Origin of the sequence: Algoriphagus sp. NBT04N3 (assembly GCF_019443765.1) — a bacterium.
In the GTDB taxonomy this organism is placed as follows: domain Bacteria; phylum Bacteroidota; class Bacteroidia; order Cytophagales; family Cyclobacteriaceae; genus Algoriphagus; species Algoriphagus ornithinivorans.
In genome coordinates, this window is record NZ_CP048415.1 from 189,717 (window position 1) to 207,764 (window position 18,048).

An 18,048-nucleotide genomic window follows, 5' to 3' on the forward strand; every position below is an offset into this window, starting at 1 on the left:
ATTTCCACTGATTTTCCGAGTTTTTTAGGATTACCCGCAGGTTCAATTTATATATCCAAAATACCTATGGGAGAAGTTTTATATATCATCCTGGCCGGCCTGGTAGGTCTGGGAGCAGGAGCCGCGCTAGCGGGAGTATTTATCAAAAATAAACACAAACAATTAGAGGAGGAGACTAAAGACAAAGTCAAATCCATGTTGCGTGAAGCAGAAATTTCTGCTGAATCTCTGAAAAAAGATAAAATGCTTGAAGCCAAAGAGCATTATCTCAAATTGAAGTCAGAGTTTGATGAGGAGATGTCCAATAAAAAGAGCATCATCATCACCAACGAAAACAAGGTCAAGCAAAGAGAACAGCATTTGGCTAAGGAACTGGAGCAATTGAAGCGAAAAGAAGCGGAATTGGACTCCAAAAAGGAAAACCTCAGCGCACAGCTTCATGCAGTGCAGGTTAAAAAGGAAGAACTTGACAAAATTACCAATCAGCGAATTGCTGACTTGGAGAAAATTGCAGGCTTGACCAGAGAAGAAGCTAGGGAGCAATTAGTGAAAATGCTCACAGAAGAAGCTCAGACCAAAGCTTCCTCTCAAATCAAAGATATTTTGGATGAGGCCAAATTATCTGCAACCAAGCAGGCTAAGAAAATTGTATTGGATACTATTCAGCGTACTGCTACAGAGCATGCGGTAGAAAACTGCGTGTCTGTATTCAATATCGAAAGCGATGATATTAAAGGTAAAATCATCGGTAGAGAAGGACGAAATATCCGAGCTTTGGAATCTGCCACAGGTGTTGAAATAGTAGTAGATGATACTCCAGAGGCCATCATTATTTCCGGGTTTGATCCGGTTAGAAGAGAGATAGCTAGACTTTCCTTACACAGATTGGTACAGGATGGACGTATTCACCCTGCCCGAATCGAAGAAGTGGTGGCCAAAACCGAGAAAAACATCGATGAGGAAATTGTCGAGATCGGGGAAAGAACCTGTATAGATCTGGGAATTCATGGCTTGCATCCAGAATTGATTAAGATGCTGGGAAGGATGAGATTCCGTTCTTCTTATGGTCAGAATTTGTTGCAACACTCCAGAGAAGTAGCAAACTTATCTGCAATTATGGCCGCTGAGTTGGGATTGAATGCCAAACTTGCCAAGAGAGCTGGTTTGCTCCATGATATTGGAAAAGTGTGGCCGGAAGAGCAGGAGTTACCTCATGCTATTCTGGGAATGGAATTGGCCAAGCGCTATAAAGAGCATCCTGAAGTATGTAATGCAATCGGAGCTCACCACGATGAAATTGAAATGACTTCGATGATTTCGCCTATCATTCAGGCTTGCGATGCGATCTCAGGATCCAGACCGGGAGCAAGAAGAGAAATCATGGATAGTTACATTAAGAGACTGAAGGAATTGGAAGAATTAGCTTTGAGTTTCAATGGTGTAAATAAATGCTTTGCTATGCAGGCAGGTAGGGAGCTTCGGGTTTTGGTCGATGCAGACAATGTAGATGATCAAACAGCAGGTCAGCTATCTTTCGATATTTCACAAAAAATAGAGAAAGAGATGCAGTATCCTGGGCAAATTAAGATTACTGTGATCAGGGAAATGAGAGCAGTGAATTACGCTAGATAAATCAAAAATTTATAGAAAGCTGTCTCAGAATTATTCTATTGTCAGCCTGAGTGCCTGCCTAACGGAAGGCAGGGAGTCGAAGGCCAGTCCTAATTATTTGGACTACATTTCGACTTCGCTCAATGTGACAACCCGAAATAATGAGACAGCTTCTTTTTTATCATGTTAGGTCCACGCTTTTTTATTTTTATTTCGGAAGTTCTGAGGCAGGTTTGGATCCTTGCTTTTCATTATCGTCTGAGCCAAGAGGATAAGGAAACCCTAGAAAAATATTTTCCCTACTATTCCAATTTAAAACCAGCTCATCAAAAAGAGTTTAGGCATAAATTACAACTGATTTTAACCCAGAAAAGATTTTTCGCAAGAGGAGGCTTGGATAGAGTGAGCGCTGAGATGAAAGTTCTTATCGGAGCCACAATTGTACAAGTGACTTTTGGCTACCGAAATGTGTGGCTTAAGCATTTTAATAAGATTCTGATTTATCCCAATACCTATTTTTCCAATATTTCCAAAACTTATCACAGAGGTGAGGTCAATCCCAGACATGGGATCATAGTTCTCTCCTGGGAATGTTTTGTTAGAGGGCTTGCATTGGACCATGATGGAGTGAATCTGGGAATCCATGAAATCGCTCATGCTTTGAAACTGGAAAATCAAATCCAATACAATGGTGAGAGTAATTTTTTTAATCCCAAACTTTGGCAGAAATACTCTGAGCTGGCAGCTCAAGAAAAAGAATTATTGAAACAAGGTGAGGATGATTTTTTTAGAGAAAGGGGAGCAGTTGATCTCCATGAGTTTTTTGCAGTTGCCTTGGAAAATTTCTTTGAAAGGCCTGATGAATTTAAGTCCAGAAAGCCTGAATTGTATCAGGTTTTGGTGATGTTACTGCAGCAAGATCCTCTAACCCTCAGAGCTGTTTAACTCTGATTCTAGCTTCTTAAGGGCTTTTAATAGGGTTTTTGCCAAACCAGGAAGTATATATAAATCCTGTCCCCACAGATTTTGGTTTTGAAGGATTCCCTTAATCGATACTGATCTATTTTCCAAATTCCAAGACCTTAAGAAGAACTCCAGAATTTCCGGATTATCCTTAAGAGGAAGGGCTTTTCCCTGGTTTTTCCCTTTGTAAATAAGGATTAATGCAGCAAAAGCAAAAAGCAGCTGCTCGGGCCATTTTTGGAATTTATTATGGTATTCTAAAATACTGGTAAGAACCCTTATACGAAATTTTGAAATGCTGTTTAATGCTATGCTTTCGAGCTGATGATCTAAAAATGGATTCTCAAATCGCTCTAAAATTGCTTTAGCATATGTTTTTAACTCAGATTCTTCCAAGTCCATACTAGGGACAATTTCCTGGAAAATCAGTTCTCTGATCCACTGACCTATTCTCTCATCGTTTATCGATTCTCTGACGGTTCTACAGCCCAATAAATAAGCAAAAGGAACCATAGCGGTATGAGCTCCATTGAGTATTCTGACTTTTCTTAATCGATAAGGGGAGATGTCTTTGACGAATTTCACATTCAAGCCAGCTTTCTCCCAGCCGAGTTGATTTTTTATTTTTTCTCCTCGCTCGATGGCTAGAAAATAATAGGGCTCTGCCTGAACGAGCAACTGATCCTCAAAGCCAATTTTCTGCTGAATTTCAATAGCTTTATTCTTAGGATATCCAGGTACTATTCTATCTACCAAAGTATTACAGAAAATACAATAAGAATCCAGCCATTGGGTAAAAGCGTCCGACAATCCCCACAGTTTAGCATATTTAAGGACACAGGATTTTAATAAATCCCCATTATTTTCAAGTAATTCCAGCGGGATAATTCCAAGAGGCTTATCTGTTTTTTCAAATACCTGAAATCTTCTATATAATAAGGCGGTGAGTTTGCCCGGAAATGTTTTTGGAATGGATGTAAAATCAGAATCATTGGGATCAAACTCGATTCCTGCTTCTGTGGTGTTTGAAAAAATGAATTCTAAATCTGGATTTTCAGCTAGCTGCAAAAAGGCATCATAAGATTCAAAAATGGAAGAGTAGTTTTGTACACAGGAAATGAGGCTGTATTGCTGTGTTTTTTCCTGCTCATAAATCCCCATTTCTGCAACATGAAATAAGCAGTTCTGCTCTAGCATTCTTTGGTCAACCGCAGAGGAATGGATTTGAACAGAATGAATACCGCCCTTGAAATATCCCTGATCTATAGTTTTTTGAACCATCCAATCCAGGAATCCCCGTATGAAATTTCCATTTCCAAATTGGAGAATTTTAATAGGGAGTGATTGAGTTGTTATTTGGCTTCGATTAAGTGACTTCATGACTCCATACTAGGTCTAAAAAGAGATTAAAGAGACACCCCTCTTTTCCAAGGAATGAAATCATCCTGCTCCAGCAACATTGCTTTAGTATCCGTAATTCCACTAGCCACCTCAATAACTTTCTCTAAAATTTCTTCCCCCATCTCTTGTATGCTTTTTTCTCCGGAAATAATAAAGCCAGTATTGATGTCAATAATGTCAGGCATTCGCTTGGCAAGCTGATGATTGCTGGAAATTTTCAGCACAGGACAAATTGGATTGCCAGTGGGCGTTCCCAGTCCGGTAGTAAATAGAATCACATTGCTTCCTGCTCCTGCCAAGGCTGTAGTAGATTCTACATCATTCCCCGGAGTACATAGCAAATTAAGTCCGGGTGTACTCGCATACTCCCCGTAATCCAATACATCTGTAACAGGGGAGTTCCCCCCTTTTTTAGCAGCTCCAGCAGATTTGATTGCATCCGTAATCAATCCGTCCTTGATATTTCCCGGAGAAGGATTCATATCAAATCCAGAGCCTACAGCCTCGGCTCTGGAGGCATAGGATTTCATGAGTTGGGAAAATTTCTCCGCTTTCTTTTCATTGCTACATCTATTAATCAATTCCTGCTCTACACCGCAGAGTTCCGGAAATTCGGCAAGCATGGTTTTTCCTCCCAGCGCGACCAACAGGTCTGAAGCATAGCCCACTGCAGGATTGGCTGAAATACCGGAGAAGCCATCTGAACCCCCACACTCTAAGCCCATAGTTAGCTTGCTCAAAGGAGCAGGTTTTCTTTCAGCTTGGTTGGCTTTGACCAAGGCTTTGAAAGTTTCCTTGATGGCCTCTGTCAAGAGCTCTTGCTCAGTACCAGATTTTTGTTGCTCGAAGACCAAAACCGTCTTATCAAAAGATGGGTTTATGGCAGCTAGTTTTTGATGAAGTATATCCACTTGGGCGTTTTGGCAACCCAAACTCAATACCGTAGCACCTGCCACATTGGGATTATTAATATATCCAGCCAACAATGCACAGAGAGATTCAGAATCCTGACGGGTTCCCCCACATCCACCCTGATGAGTCAAAAATTTAATTCCATCTATGTTTTCAAACAGTTTGGGCGCCTGTTTTTCAGAATCGGAACCCGCTTGTAATCTATCCAATTCCGCTAGATTCCCTTTTTTGAAAGAATCAGCCATCGCCCTAACCAATTGCTTGTAAGGATTACTTTTGGCAAAACCCAATTCTTCAGCAAAGGCTTCTCGGATGGTTTCTACATTTCTATTTTCACAAAATACCAGAGGGATTACAAGCCAGTAATTTCTAGTCCCAACCTGACCGTCTGGACGTTGATAGCCCATGAACTGCCTCTTTTCAAAACGGCTGACATCGGGTTTTTCCCATTGATATGTTGATGAGTTGATTTTAAAATCAGCGGCTTGATGTTTGATATTTTCGGTGCTCAAAAGACCTCCTGCCGGAATAGCCTGTGTAGCTTTTCCTACCAATAGCCCATACATGATTACTTCCTGATTTTTTTCAAAAGATTGAATTGCCAATTTATGTTTGGCTGGAATATCCTCTTTGACAGTCAATTCAAAATCTCCCATAAAAACTGATTCCCCAGCTGAAAGATCTTGCAAGGCTACTAAAACATTGTCATTGGGATGGATTTGAAGGGTTTTTGGATTCATGTAGGCCTAATTCTTCTGATAGAAAACCTAATTTAAGCAATGTCAGGTTAGGAGTTTTGGATTTTACCAAAATCGATTCCGTAATTCTTTGAGTATTTGACCTTGGAAAAACTTATACTTGTTAGATAAGAAGCTGATGCTATGCTATACCCAAAAAAACCGAGCTACTTTTTCTTACTTATTTGTTTCTGTCTTTTTACTCTTTCCTGCCAAGGGCCCCAGAGTAAAAAAATCATTAAGATGGGGCATGCTTTGGTGCCATCCCATCCTGTGCATGAAGCGATGCTTTTTTTAGCTCAGCGGCTGGAGGAAAAATCCAATGGTCAAATTATCGTCAAAGTATACCCTAATCAGCAATTGGGTACCGAACGGGAATTGGTCGAGCTTTTGCAAATAGGAAGTCTTGGGATGACCAAAGTTTCTTCAGCTGCTTTAGAAGGATTTGCTCCTACCATGAAAGTTTTGGGGATGCCTTACCTTTTTAGAGATGATGAGCATTTGAATAAAGTCTTGAAAGGAGAAATCGGAAAGCAATTACTACAAGACCCTGAGGAGTTTTGGCTTCGGGGACTTTGCTATTATGATGCAGGGAAAAGAAGTTTTTATACCAAAGAAAAGCCAGTAGAAAGTCCTGAAGACCTGAGCGGGCTGAAAGTTCGAGTAATGGAAAGCGCAGTCGCTTCCAATATGGTAAAAAGTATGGGGGGTTCACCTACTCCTGTAGCTTATGGAGAATTATACACGGCTTTGCAGCAGGGAATCGTGGATGGCGCTGAAAATAATCCGCCTAGTTTGTACACATCCAAGCATTACGAGGTCTGTAAGTACTACAGCATAGATGAGCATACTGCCTTGCCAGATGTAGTCATTGTCAGTACCAAGGTTTGGAATAGTTTGAGTGAGCAAGAGCAGCAATGGCTTCAAGAAGCTGCGGATGAGTCGGCAGAACTCCAATATAAAATATGGGCAGAAGCCACCGAGGAGTCTTTGAATGAATTGAAAAAAGCGGGTGTTCAGATTTCCTATCCGGATAAAGGGCCCTTTAGGGAGGCTGTTTCATCTATGTACGAAGACTTGAAAGTTCAGTCTCCGGAGATTTACCAGTTGGTTCAGGCAATTCGAGCAATTCAATAAACCCAAAATTGATGTTCATAACTTCTGTAAAAAATAATATAGACCGATTTGTAGCCATTATCTTGGTTATTCTGATGGCCTTGATGGTTATTAATGTTTCATGGCAGGTAGCATCTCGCTATATTTTTCAAAATCCAAGTGCCTTTACGGATGAACTAGCCAGATATATGTTGATTTGGGTGGGGATGCTTGGGGCAGCTTATGTGGCTGGAAAAGATGAGCATTTGGCGATTGATTTGATACAGGCAAAACTGAGTTTTAAGAATCAACTTATCGTAAAAATAATCATCCATGTATGCGTCATGCTTTTTGCAATAGTAGCAATGGTGATCGGAGGGACCAATTTGGTTTACATCACCTTTATTTTGGATCAGACGTCTGCTGCCTTGGAAATACCCTTGGCCTACGTTTACATCATTATTCCAATCAGCGGTCTTTTGGTGATTTTTTATCAGGCGGAAAGTATCATGAAGTTGTCATTAAATCTCAAAACTGCCTGATATGGAAACTTTAAGCATTTTAGTATTGGTGATTTCTTTTCTGGTATTTTTAGGATTAGGTGTACCTGTTGCCTGGAGTCTTGGATTATCCAGTTTGCTGACTTTGATGGTGACCGTGGCAACTGTACCTGCTCTGACTACCATTGCCCAGAGGATGGGTACTGGACTAGATAGTTTTTCCCTTTTAGCTATTCCCTTTTTCATATTGGCAGGGGAGTTAATGAATCGAGGAGGTATCGCCACTCGATTGATTGAGTTTGCCAAAGCACTGACGGGGCGGCTACCGGGAGGATTACTTCATGTGAATGTCATAGCAGCTATGCTGATGGGCGCAATCGCGGGTTCAGCAGTGGCGGCAGCATCTTCTATGGGTGGAATTTTAGGAAAAAGAATGGAAAAGGAGGGATATCCTAAAGAGCTTGGGGCAGCTGTAAACATTACCTCCTCCACAACAGGCTTGATTATACCCCCATCCAATGTTTTGATTGTTTATTCTTTGGCTTCAGGGGGAGTGTCTGTAGCTGCGCTTTTTGTGGCCGGATATTTACCAGGTTTATTGGTAGGACTTTTATTGATGATCACCGCAGCCGTTATGGTGAAAATAAAAAAGTTGCCCTCGGGTGAACGGTCCAGTATTGGGTTAGTATTGAAGACATTCTGGAGAGCTATTCCCAGTCTATTCTTATTGATTGTAGTGATAGGCGGAATTATAGCCGGAGTATTTACCGCTACCGAAGCATCTGCCATTGCAGTTTTATACGCTCTGGGACTTTCCTTGATATACCGAGAGTTGAAGGTGAATGAGTTGCCTTCTGTTTTGCTGAAGTCAGCTGAAACTACTGCCGTTGTTATGCTGTTGATCGCAACTTCTATGGCAATGTCTTGGGTAATGTCTGCGGAAGAAATTCCTCAAAGTATCTCGAATTCGCTCCTTTCTTTAAGCGATAATATCTTCGTGATTTTGATTATGATTAATTTGATCTTACTGTTTGTGGGTGTGTTTATGGATATGACTCCTGCTGTATTGATCTTCACTCCGATATTCTTGCCGGTTGTCACTGCATTGGGAGTAGACCCTGTTCATTTTGGGATTATGATGGTTTTGAATCTTTGCATAGGATTATGCACTCCTCCTGTAGGTTCCATATTATTCATAGGAGTGGGAGTTGCCCAAACGAGCATACAAAAAGTTCTAAAGCCCTTACTACCTTTCTTTTTTGCAATGATTTTGGCCTTGATTCTGATTATGCTGTTTCCTGAGATTTCCTTGTGGTTACCAAGATTTTTCGGAGTATAAACAAATTATTTTTCGAGTTGCTTCTTGATAAATGCTACAGATTGAGGAATTTGTTCTACCGATCTGCTACTTTCATCTTCAATGACCAAATACTTTGTGCCTTGCTTTTTTGCTTCTTTGATGATGCCTGCAATGTCAATATCTCCAGTGCCTAAAACAACATTGGTTTCCACGTCACCATGTCCGTCCATAGATCCCGGTGTGCCTATTTTTCTATCTTTCAGGTGAAGCATAGGGAATTTCCCTTTATATTTTTTCATGATTTTCACCGGATCTCCACCACCCATTTTTACCCAAAAGACATCCATGTTAAAAGCGAAGTTTTCGGCATTTTTCCACATATAATCCATGACCACTCCATTCCCAGCTTTGGCGAATTCATAGCCATGTGGATGGTATAAAAAAGTAAGTCCATGCTCTTTGAGCTCAGCTCCTACCTGATTAAATAAAGCTGTAGCCAGTTTGATTTCATCCAAAGAAATAGGACCTTCTTCATGAGGAATCCAGTAGCAGGTGACATATTTAGCCCCATAAAGTTTGGCTTGTGCAATGATGGGGTTTAGATCTCTGGCCAGTTGATTGAAATCAGCTCCAACTCCCACTATTTCCAGCTCATTTTCTTCTAAAAGTTTCAAGTATTCAAATTCTGACATCTCATGCCTACCCAAGCCCTCTAAAGCATAGACTCCCCAATCAGCCACCATTTGATGGTATTTTTCAGGGTCTTGTGGAATTTGATTTCTGAGGGAATAGAGCTGTAATGCGATTTCCTGTGCGTTCATTTGAAATGAAAAAAAAGCGAGAATAAAACTTAAAATGAGCCTTTTCATGGTTTGATCATGTTTGGGATATCTAAATTTATTTAATTTTTCGGCGCCAAACTATTGAAAATCTGATTCTCTGAATGTTGATTTTTCATCTTCCCTGCATTTTCCTAACTTGAAGTAAATCAGCACCTATGAATTCCAGAAGAAGATTTATCCAAAATTCCTCCTTGATCACTTTAGCTATGAGCCTTAAACCTGACTTTTCTTTATTTGCAGCACAAGATCAAATTTTAGGTCATGGAAATTTCACCTACAAAGTAGATATGAAATGGGGTAATTTAGACCCCACTAAAGTTCCCGTGGTCAACTGTCATGAAATGGTCATGGACAGAAAAGGCAGGATGATTCTTTTGACTGATGAGCCTAAAAATAATGTGATCATTTATGATCAAACTGGAAAACTGCTGGATACTTGGACTTTGGGTTTGAATGCAGCCCATGGATTGACTTTGGTAGATGAGGGAGACACCGAATATTTATGGATAGTTGATAATGGAGGCAGAGTTGTAAAAACTACTCTGAGTGGTGTGGTGGTTTCAGAAATCCCTATGCCCGCTAAAGAGGGTATTTATGATGAAAAAATGAGATGGACACCTACAGAGACAGCGGTCGCTCCCAATGGAGATTTATACATTGCCGATGGCTATGGTTCTCAATACTTTTTACAATATGATAAAGCGGGAAATTTTATTCGAAAATTTGGAGGAGATGGACACGGTGATGCTCAGTTTAAAACTGCTCATGGGATAGCGGTAGATCAGCGTGGAGGCAAGGAACCTTCTCTGATCTGTACCTCAAGAGGGCATAATTCCTTTAAGAAATTCACGATGGACGGGGAGTATTTGGAAACCATCTTTTTACCAGGCGCATATGTATGTCGGCCTGTAATTCATGGCGAAAATCTGTATGCGGGTGTCTGTTGGTCAAGACTTAAATATTTGGAGCAAATGGACAATTCAGGGTTTGTGACTATTCTGGATAAGGAAAACCAAGTTGTTTCTAATCCTGGAGGAACAGCTCCCGAATACCGGGACGGCAAGCTTCAGTTGATGGTTCAATCAGATCCTGTATTTAAGCATTGTCACGATGTGTGTATTGACCAGGATGAAAATATCTATGTATGTCAATGGAATGCAGGAAAGACCTATCCCATTAAGCTTACTAGAGTATAAAAAGCCTATCATCAATTTATACATAAAACCCTAAAGCTATGAAATCTGTCACTGTAGGATGGTTTGAGATTCCAGTAAAAGATATGGATCGCGCCATCAAATTTTATGAGTCTGTATTTGACTGCAAGCTAAACAAGCAAGTCATGGGCGATTTTCAAATGGCCTGGTTTCCTTGGGACGAAACGGGAAAAGGAGCAGGAGGAAGCTTAGTATACCATGAGCAATTTTATGAGACAAGTGGCCATGCAGGGGCTTTGATCTATTTTTCTTCAGCGGATTGCCAAGTTGAACTGGGTAAAGTGGAGGCAGCAGGAGGGAAAGTACAAATCGATAAACGAATGATTTCGGAGGATGTTGGCTATATGGGAGTATTTTTAGATACAGAAGGAAATAGGGTTGCGATTCATTCAAGAGCGTAATTAAACTTTTTCCTTCATTATCAATTTTTAGTATTTTAAATACAGGATATTGTACGGTATTGTGAATTGTTTTTTTATTTTTAGTTTTATTTGCTTTTTAATGCTGTCGACGAGATTTTGATATGAGTGTGTTAGAGTACTTGGATAAATCTGGAAATCTAGAAGAACTCCAAAATAAAATAGCTTTAGTTTTTGCTGCTTTTGCCGGCACACTAATGATTTTTTTGGGCATTTCTGATTATTTTATTGGACTGAGTGCCTTTATAATTGGTCTCAAATTAACCTTAGCGATCCCCTTCTTTATTGGCTATTGGTATATGAAGAAGTTTGGGAAGTACCAGCTAATCCTAAACATGATGATTGGGGCAGGAGTAATGGTGATCATATTCAATTATTTTGAAAATGACGGATTCGACGGCCCTACGCTTTATACCTTTTTTATTTTTATTGTTGCCATAGCAATATTGATAAAAGGAGCTTGGAAGGCCATTTGGTTATTTTTAGTCACGCTCACATTTAGTCTGTTGTTTTATTTGGAGGTTTATGGATTCTATTCTGTTCCTCGGATATATACAAGTTTGGAAAACAGATTTTGGGATCATTGGATCACTTTAATTTGGTGTGGGCTATTCGTATATGCTGGTGTAATGGTATTTATCAAGAATTATCAGAGACAGAATTTTTTCTTAAATCAACTGAGGAAAGAGAATGAAATAAATCTTGAAAAGCTATCGGATGTCAACCAGAAAAAAAATCAATTGATCGCTCTTTTGTCTCATGATTTGAAAAATCCCATTGCAACCCTGAGTTCGACCATGGAAATGGTTGACCGGGGAGAGTTTGATGATGACGATATGAAGCAAATTTTTTCAGAGCTAAAAAATCAAAGCTTTCATCTAAACAAGGTTCTAAATAATACCTTATCATGGGTTATGACTGAATTAGATGATCGTACTTTTGAACTTAAAAAATTGGATCCCAAGGATTTGATGAAAGAAATCAGAGATACTATGCTGATCCAAGCAGAAAGAAAGAATCAGCGTATATCTCTTAAGATAGATGGCGAAACTGAGGAAATTGATTTAGAAGAAAACGAGATTAAAATCATTCTAAAAAATCTTTTAGACAATGCACTGAAATTTTCCCAATCCGATTCTACCATAGAACTTTCCTTGAAAGTGGCTCCAAACATGTTGAGATGGGAGGTTCAAAATGAAGGCCCGGTTATTCCAGAAAACCTTCGTGATGAACTTTTCGAATTCAAGGTAAAAACCTCGTATGGAACCAATCGCGAAAAAGGAACTGGTTTAGGTCTTCCATTGTGTAAAAAAATTGCTGACAAGCTGGAAATGAAGCTAGGATTTGAAGCAGATGGAGCTTCCAGAAATATCTTTTTTCTGGAAAGGAATTTGGTCTAAACTAATACAACCCTCAGGCTTTTCGCACCGTGAGCTCCTATTACGAGTGATTGTTCTATATCCGCTGTTTTCGAAGGTCCTGCTATAAATAAACCAAAGCTATAGCTTTGACTTGAGGTTTTAATGTAGGCCTGATGCATGGTAGATACAATTTCATTTTTGGGAAGCACTATTACCAAATGCTCTGTAATAAATGGAATGGCTCGAAATGGAACTTGTTCATTGGTGATCCAGATTGCGCCATTTTCTCCTACGCCAAATTGACCGTCTATTATTGCAACTTGAAGTTGGTCTAGCTCGTGAGCATCTTCAATCTTAGCATAAGAAGTATTTAGGTTAATGAGTTGAGAGAAATTTAGGATTTTCTGAAAACCGGTTTCAGAAATCCACGACATGAGTTTTTCCTCAGGAATAATCTCCCCTTTATTTGCCTCAATTGATGCTTTAAATTCCTCTTCAGTGTTTAAGGGATTTTTAAATTCAGGAATTGTGGGAAGTTCGGTTTGGTCCAGCCTGAGTTTCTTAATTTTTTCGAGAATTTCTTGTCTACTGCTCATTCTTCCTGTGATTTAAATACCAATTTCTGAAAGACTCCTGAGGAGTTTCTGGTAGCTTTCTTCCTTTTCCCCAAACATTCCAAGGATTGTATATCAAAGAGTCGGGCAAATTTTTAATGAGTTTACGCATCAAAATTCCTGAGATCCTGTAGGCTAGCGGGCTTTTAAAAATCCCACTGGCTAATTTCATGCTTAAGCTTTCCGCATGATTTGGATTGGCCTTGGTGATTTCTTGCCTCCATTCATAAAGTTGTTCGTGGATATTGATTTTTACTGGGCAAACATCCGTACAGCTACCACAAAGAGTTGAGGCAAAAGGAAGAGAGCTGTATTTTTTCAAATCCAATCCTGGAGAAAGTATGGAACCTATTGGACCTGGAACAGTACTTTGATAGCTAAAACCCCCGCTTCTTCTGTAAATGGGGCAGGTGTTCATACAAGCACCGCAACGAATGCATTTGAGGGAGTTTCTGAATTTCTCTCTCCCCAATTGTTCTGTTCTTCCATTGTCCACCAAGATTAAATGAATTTGCTTCCCCTTTTCTGGGCCTCTGAAGTGAGATGTATAATTGGTGATAGCTTGTCCTGTGGCAGAACGAGCCAGTAACCTCAAAAAAACTCCCAAATCATTTCTCCTGGGAATTAATTTTTCAATACCCATGCAGGCAATGTGAACGTCTGCCAAATGGACGCCCATATCTGCATTTCCTTCGTTGGTGCATACGACAAATTCACCTGTTTCTGCTATCCCAAAATTGACTCCGGTGATAGCAACTTTGGCCTTTAGAAATTTCTCTCTTAAATGAGTTCTTGCCGCTTGAGTTAAGTAATAAGGGTCTTCGTTTCCCTTTTCAGTTTGGAGTTTTTGGTGGAAGAGTTCGGAAATATCTCTTTTCTTTAAATGGATGGCCGGCAATACAATATGACTGGGTGGCTGATGGAGAAACTGCACAATCCTTTCCCCTAGATCGGTGTCAATTACCTCAATCCCATTTTTCTCCAGAAAAGGGTTGAGATGGCACTCCTCAGTGAGAATAGATTTGCTCTTTACCACCTGAGCGCAAGACTGCTTTTTTAAAATATCTAAGACGATTTGATTATGCTCTTGGGCATCTTTTGCCCAATGAACTTGAATTCCATTTTTCGTGGCATTGGCTTCAAATTCCAGAAGAAGATGGTCCAAATTCGAAAGCACATGTTCTTTGATAGAAGAAGCTATTGTTCTGAGGTTTTCCCATTCCGGAACTTTTTGACTGGCTAGATCTCTTTTTTCTCGAATCATCCAGAGAGTTTCATCATGCCATTTGGCATGTTCCGCGTTTCTGAGGAAATCGGTTGATGCTTTTGAATGGCTCATGAGATGATTTGATTGATGATTTCAGCTAAATGCATAATAGGAAGGGTGCTTTGTTTTTTATCAGCCAACCCTTTTAAATGCATCAAGCAGGACATGTCAGTTGCCGTGAGAATTTCAGTGCCTGCTTCATAATGGTCAGTCAAGCGGTCTGTACCCATGGAAAGGGAAATTGCTTCTTCTTTTACAGAAAAGGTTCCCCCAAAGCCACAGCATTCATCATTTCTTTGAAGTTGGGACCACTCTAGCCCTTCCACTTTTCCAAAGAGGCTTTTCACTTTATCGAAGGGTGCTGTATTGACCTCACTGGATTTCGAGAGCCTCAAACCTCTTAAAGCATGACAGGATGCATGGTAGCCAACTTTATGTCTGAAGGTACCTTGGAGCTCTACTTTGAGAATATCAAGAAGAAACTCTGTCAGTTCAAAAATTTTTGAATTGAGTGAAGGTTGAAGTTCTGGAGCATTCAATATTTTGGAGTATCTCTCCTTGATATGGTGAACACAGCTTCCGGTGGGAGCAACTACATAGTCGAACTGAAGAAATGAGTTAAGAAATTGCTGACAAGATTCTTTGGTTTCTCTTTCATAGCCCGAATTCGCTAACGGCTGTCCACAACAAGTTTGATCTAAAGGGTAGGAAACGTTACAGTTTAGCTTTTCTAATATTTCCAGCGTTGCTATTCCTACCTGAGGATAAAATTGGTCAACATAGCAAGGAATAAAAAGTCCTACATGTGGTCGAGATTGCTCCATAATGAAAGTTAAACTTCCCAATTTAAAATCACTAATAAGAGAGGATTTTGTTCTATTGTCGGTCCAAATTGACTGTGAGTTGTTCAGTTTTTTTAAGCGAAGTAGGATGGAAATAATTTTGGTTTCAAGCAGTTTTCCTGATGAGTAGAATAAGATTTTGTGTTAGAGATCCCGGAATAGGATAAAATCCGCATAGATGTGTATAAGTGTCAATTTTATGTTGATAAACTACTGATTCCCCTTAATAAATATGGGGATAAATTGTGGGAAAATAATCGAATAAAAAGTAGGAATTCCCCTGATTTTCAGCCAATTTTATTAAACCAAGTAAGAGATAAATAATCGGGGATACGACCCCGGATTCTAGTTTGAAATTTTGAGATCGGGCGCGAAGGGGCAATCACCAACGGGTGAAAGTCTGAGACGGAAAAACCGCAGAAGTGCCAAAAACGATATGTTGAAGTCTACGAAGTCTCTGAACTTTAAGACTAACCATTGCATGAAGGATCGAACGCGCAAGTGATCGGTTGAAAGAGGCAACTCCAGAAATGTAAACTTGGTGAATCAGCAAGCTGAGTTCTTCGGAATGAAGCAGTCGTGCACAAAGGAATAATTGCTTAAATGCAGTTGTTTGCAACGGAAAACCGCAGAAGTGCAAAAACAGATCGGCCCAGGATGAAGAGCCTCAATAGTTCTTCGAAGCTTTTGGCATGAATGGTATTTCCTTCACGGGAGATTCTGAGACAGGTTACTGCAGAAGTGCATTACAGAAGTATTCAAATGGGACAAATCTTTTCGAAGATGATTCAATCTTAGAATTTTGAACCGGGCAACTGGTGATAGTTAGTAACTGTAGCTTGGCATAGTTCAGGAATTACGATTTCTGAGTTATGAAACGGGAGGTAATTGAAAAATTGCTTCCCGTTTTTGTTTTTAATCCTCTTGAGAGTCCTATTTATTTGCTTCCATTTTTTCAAAAATTCTAGTAACATGCTTGAAGGGAGCATTGAGTTTCCATTAATGCAAGCTTTTGGCTTAGGTCTCCCGTTCTATTTATCAAAGGAAATTTGGCTTGCCAATCTAGGAGAGATAATCTTCTTTCTTTTTATTTTATTTAAAGCAATTTCCTACCTTTTATATGCTATTGTCTGGTAGATTTCAGTACTAATTGGTTTTTTCAACCAAATATTATCCAACCCAATTAACATGTCAAACCTAAACCTAAAAGCCAAGCAACAAAACTCCTATGATGCAATCGTAATCGGTTCTGGAGCTAGTGGAGGATGGGCTGCCAAAGAACTCTGTGAGAAAGGACTCAAAACCCTAGTGCTAGAGCGTGGAAGAATGGTTCGCCATATAGAAGATTATCCTACAGCCTCCAAGGCTCCTTGGGAATTTGAGTTTAGAGGAACTGTTCCCATAGAAAAAAGATCTGGAGTAGGTGCTGCCCGCTGGGGAAGGGAAGAGACCATGCATTGGGCTTTGGCTGAGGATGAACAGCCTTATATAGAGGAGAAGCCCTTTCGTTGGTTTAGAGGATATCATGTAGGTGGTAAGTCTCTGCTTTGGGCGAGAGGAACTCAGAGATGGTCCGATTATGATTTGGAAGGGCCGGCTAGAGATGGTTATGCAGTGGATTGGCCTATTAGATATCAAGATTTAGAGCCATGGTATAGCTATGTAGAGAAGTTTGTTGGTTTTGCAGGTAGCCGTGATGGCTTACCGGAATTGCCAGATCAAATTGTACAACCCGGGTTTGAATTGAGTTGCATAGAGAAATATTATGCTGAGCAATTAAAAAGCATGTATGGCAATAGACATCTTATTCAGGGAAGATGTGCCCATTTGACCGACCCTCAAGAAATCCATAAACAACAAGGAAGAAATAAATGCCAGCATCAAAATATGTGTAATCGAGGCTGTGTTTATGGAGGATATTTTTCCGCAAATGCGTCCACCTTACCTTGGGCTGAAAAAACAGGAAACCTGACCGTTCGCCCGGATGCAGTGGTAGAATCAATTCTTTACGATGAGGAGAAAGGCAGAGCTATCGGTGTAAGGATAATTGATAGAAACACGAAGGAGGCTATGGAATTTTATTCCAAGATCATTTTTGTCAATGCTTCCACAATTAACTCCAATGCTATTCTGTTGAATTCTAAATCCAGCCGTTTCCCGAATGGATTAGGGAATGATAATGGGTTGATGGGTAAATTTATGGCCTGTCATAATTATAGAGGGAAGGGTTTTGCAACTTTTGAAGGCTTTCAAGATAAAGCTACAGAAGGTAGACATCCTGGACACGCTTATGTTCCCAGGTTTAGAAATGTCTTCAAGCAGGATACTGACTTTTTAAGAGGCTATGCTATCGGAATGGCTGGTGGCAGAGGTATGACTTCCGATACAGATGTGATCGGTCATCAGTTGCGGGATAATTTATTGAATCAAGAGCATGGACCTTGGACCATGTCAGCTTGGATGCAAGGGGAAATGGTTCCGGTTGAAAGCAATCATATGCGCTTAAGCGATACCGAAACCGATAAGTATGGAATTCCTAAAATTATCATGTCCGTGGAGTGGACCGAAAATGATGATAAAATGACACAGGATTTCTTAGAACAGCAAACAGAGATGTTTGAGCGTATGGGCTTTACCAATATTGCTGTTTCTGACTCCCAAGCGCCTCCAGGATCAGATATCCACGAAATGGGAGGAGTTAGAATGGGGAAAGATCCTAAGACCTCCTTACTGAACAAACATAATCAGTTGCATGCCTGCCCAAATGTCTTTGTGACAGATGGTGCCTGCATGACCAGCACCAGTACTCAGAACCCTACATTGATGTTTATGACTTTAACTGCCAGAGCAGCTAACCATGCTGTGGATGAGTTGAAAAAAATGAATTTGTAATCTGTAGAAAATTCAATTCTTGAATTGAGCATAGAATCATTTCACGATTGAGTATTGGCTGTGAAAGTCTCAAAATAA

Annotated in this window: 15 protein-coding genes; 9 read left to right on the forward strand and 6 right to left on the reverse strand. The window is 40.0% G+C overall.

Features of this window, described 5'->3' with window-relative positions; translation table 11 throughout:
* The first annotated feature begins 66 nt into the window (after positions 1–66).
* Together rny and GYM62_RS00950 are read left to right on the forward strand one after the other, a co-directional pair.
* Entirely contained in the window at positions 67–1,632 is a 1,566-nt protein-coding gene (rny, locus tag GYM62_RS00945; protein WP_219957955.1) for a ribonuclease Y, read from the forward strand.
* A gap of 162 nt (positions 1,633–1,794) precedes the next feature.
* Positions 1,795–2,556, forward strand: coding sequence for a zinc-dependent peptidase (locus GYM62_RS00950; protein ID WP_255590468.1), 762 nt, complete (start codon positions 1,795–1,797; stop codon positions 2,554–2,556).
* Here the strand turns inward: GYM62_RS00950 and GYM62_RS00955 are convergent.
* On the reverse strand, positions 2,536–3,954 hold the full coding sequence (locus GYM62_RS00955; protein ID WP_219957956.1) for a tagaturonate reductase: 1,419 nt from the start codon (positions 3,952–3,954) through the stop codon (positions 2,536–2,538). The genes GYM62_RS00950 and GYM62_RS00955 overlap by 21 nt on opposite strands.
* 26 nt (positions 3,955–3,980) lie before the next feature.
* Positions 3,981–5,627 (reverse strand): UxaA family hydrolase, encoded by a 1,647-nt coding sequence (locus tag GYM62_RS00960; RefSeq protein ID WP_219957957.1) that lies wholly within the window; start codon positions 5,625–5,627, stop codon positions 3,981–3,983.
* A 141-nt stretch (positions 5,628–5,768) separates the two neighbouring features.
* Here GYM62_RS00960 and GYM62_RS00965 point away from each other — a divergent pair, with 141 nt between their 5' ends.
* From GYM62_RS00965 to GYM62_RS00975, 3 genes are read left to right on the forward strand one after another with little or no spacing between them, the layout of a single operon-like run.
* Positions 5,769–6,761: a TRAP transporter substrate-binding protein gene (locus tag GYM62_RS00965; RefSeq protein ID WP_091654862.1), complete on the forward strand. Its 993-nt coding sequence runs from the start codon at positions 5,769–5,771 to the stop codon at positions 6,759–6,761.
* A gap of 11 nt (positions 6,762–6,772) precedes the next feature.
* The gene (locus tag GYM62_RS00970) at positions 6,773–7,261 is read left to right on the forward strand and encodes a TRAP transporter small permease (protein ID WP_219957958.1); all 489 of its coding nucleotides are present in this window, start codon (positions 6,773–6,775) and stop codon (positions 7,259–7,261) included.
* Between the two features lies 1 nt (position 7,262).
* Positions 7,263–8,558 carry a TRAP transporter large permease gene (locus GYM62_RS00975; protein ID WP_219957959.1) on the forward strand — a complete coding sequence of 432 codons (1,296 nt, stop codon included), beginning with the start codon at positions 7,263–7,265 and terminating at the stop codon, positions 8,556–8,558.
* A 5-nt stretch (positions 8,559–8,563) separates the two neighbouring features.
* Here GYM62_RS00975 and GYM62_RS00980 read toward each other — a convergent pair whose 3' ends face one another.
* A complete protein-coding gene (locus tag GYM62_RS00980) occupies positions 8,564–9,388 on the reverse strand; it encodes a sugar phosphate isomerase/epimerase (RefSeq protein ID WP_219957960.1) in 825 nt (274 codons plus the stop codon).
* A 128-nt stretch (positions 9,389–9,516) separates the two neighbouring features.
* Here GYM62_RS00980 and GYM62_RS00985 point away from each other — a divergent pair, with 128 nt between their 5' ends.
* The 3 genes from GYM62_RS00985 (at position 9,517) to GYM62_RS00995 (ending at position 12,394) form a co-directional block, all read left to right on the forward strand.
* Positions 9,517–10,557: a 6-bladed beta-propeller gene (locus GYM62_RS00985; protein WP_219957961.1), complete on the forward strand. Its 1,041-nt coding sequence runs from the start codon at positions 9,517–9,519 to the stop codon at positions 10,555–10,557.
* Between the two features lie 38 nt (positions 10,558–10,595).
* A complete protein-coding gene (locus GYM62_RS00990; protein WP_091654857.1) occupies positions 10,596–10,976 on the forward strand; it encodes a VOC family protein in 381 nt (126 codons plus the stop codon).
* Positions 10,977–11,098: 122 nt separating this feature from the next.
* A complete protein-coding gene (locus tag GYM62_RS00995; protein WP_219957962.1) occupies positions 11,099–12,394 on the forward strand; it encodes a sensor histidine kinase KdpD in 1,296 nt (431 codons plus the stop codon).
* Here GYM62_RS00995 and GYM62_RS01000 read toward each other — a convergent pair.
* Genes GYM62_RS01000 through GYM62_RS01010 form a run of 3 tightly spaced genes read right to left on the reverse strand, consistent with a single transcriptional unit; the run spans position 12,391 to position 15,060 of the window.
* Positions 12,391–12,951 carry an LUD domain-containing protein gene (locus GYM62_RS01000; protein WP_219957963.1) on the reverse strand — a complete coding sequence of 187 codons (561 nt, stop codon included), beginning with the start codon at positions 12,949–12,951 and terminating at the stop codon, positions 12,391–12,393. The genes GYM62_RS00995 and GYM62_RS01000 overlap by 4 nt on opposite strands.
* Positions 12,941–14,308: a lactate utilization protein B gene (locus tag GYM62_RS01005; protein ID WP_219957964.1), complete on the reverse strand. Its 1,368-nt coding sequence runs from the start codon at positions 14,306–14,308 to the stop codon at positions 12,941–12,943. Before GYM62_RS01005 ends, GYM62_RS01000 begins: the two co-directional genes overlap by 11 nt.
* Positions 14,305–15,060, reverse strand: coding sequence for a (Fe-S)-binding protein (locus GYM62_RS01010; RefSeq protein ID WP_219957965.1), 756 nt, complete (start codon positions 15,058–15,060; stop codon positions 14,305–14,307). The genes GYM62_RS01005 and GYM62_RS01010 overlap by 4 nt, the downstream gene beginning before the upstream one ends.
* Positions 15,061–16,266: 1,206 nt before the next feature.
* Here GYM62_RS01010 and GYM62_RS01015 point away from each other — a divergent pair.
* Positions 16,267–17,970: a GMC oxidoreductase gene (locus GYM62_RS01015; RefSeq protein WP_219957966.1), complete on the forward strand. Its 1,704-nt coding sequence runs from the start codon at positions 16,267–16,269 to the stop codon at positions 17,968–17,970.
* Positions 17,971–18,048 lie beyond the last annotated feature (78 nt).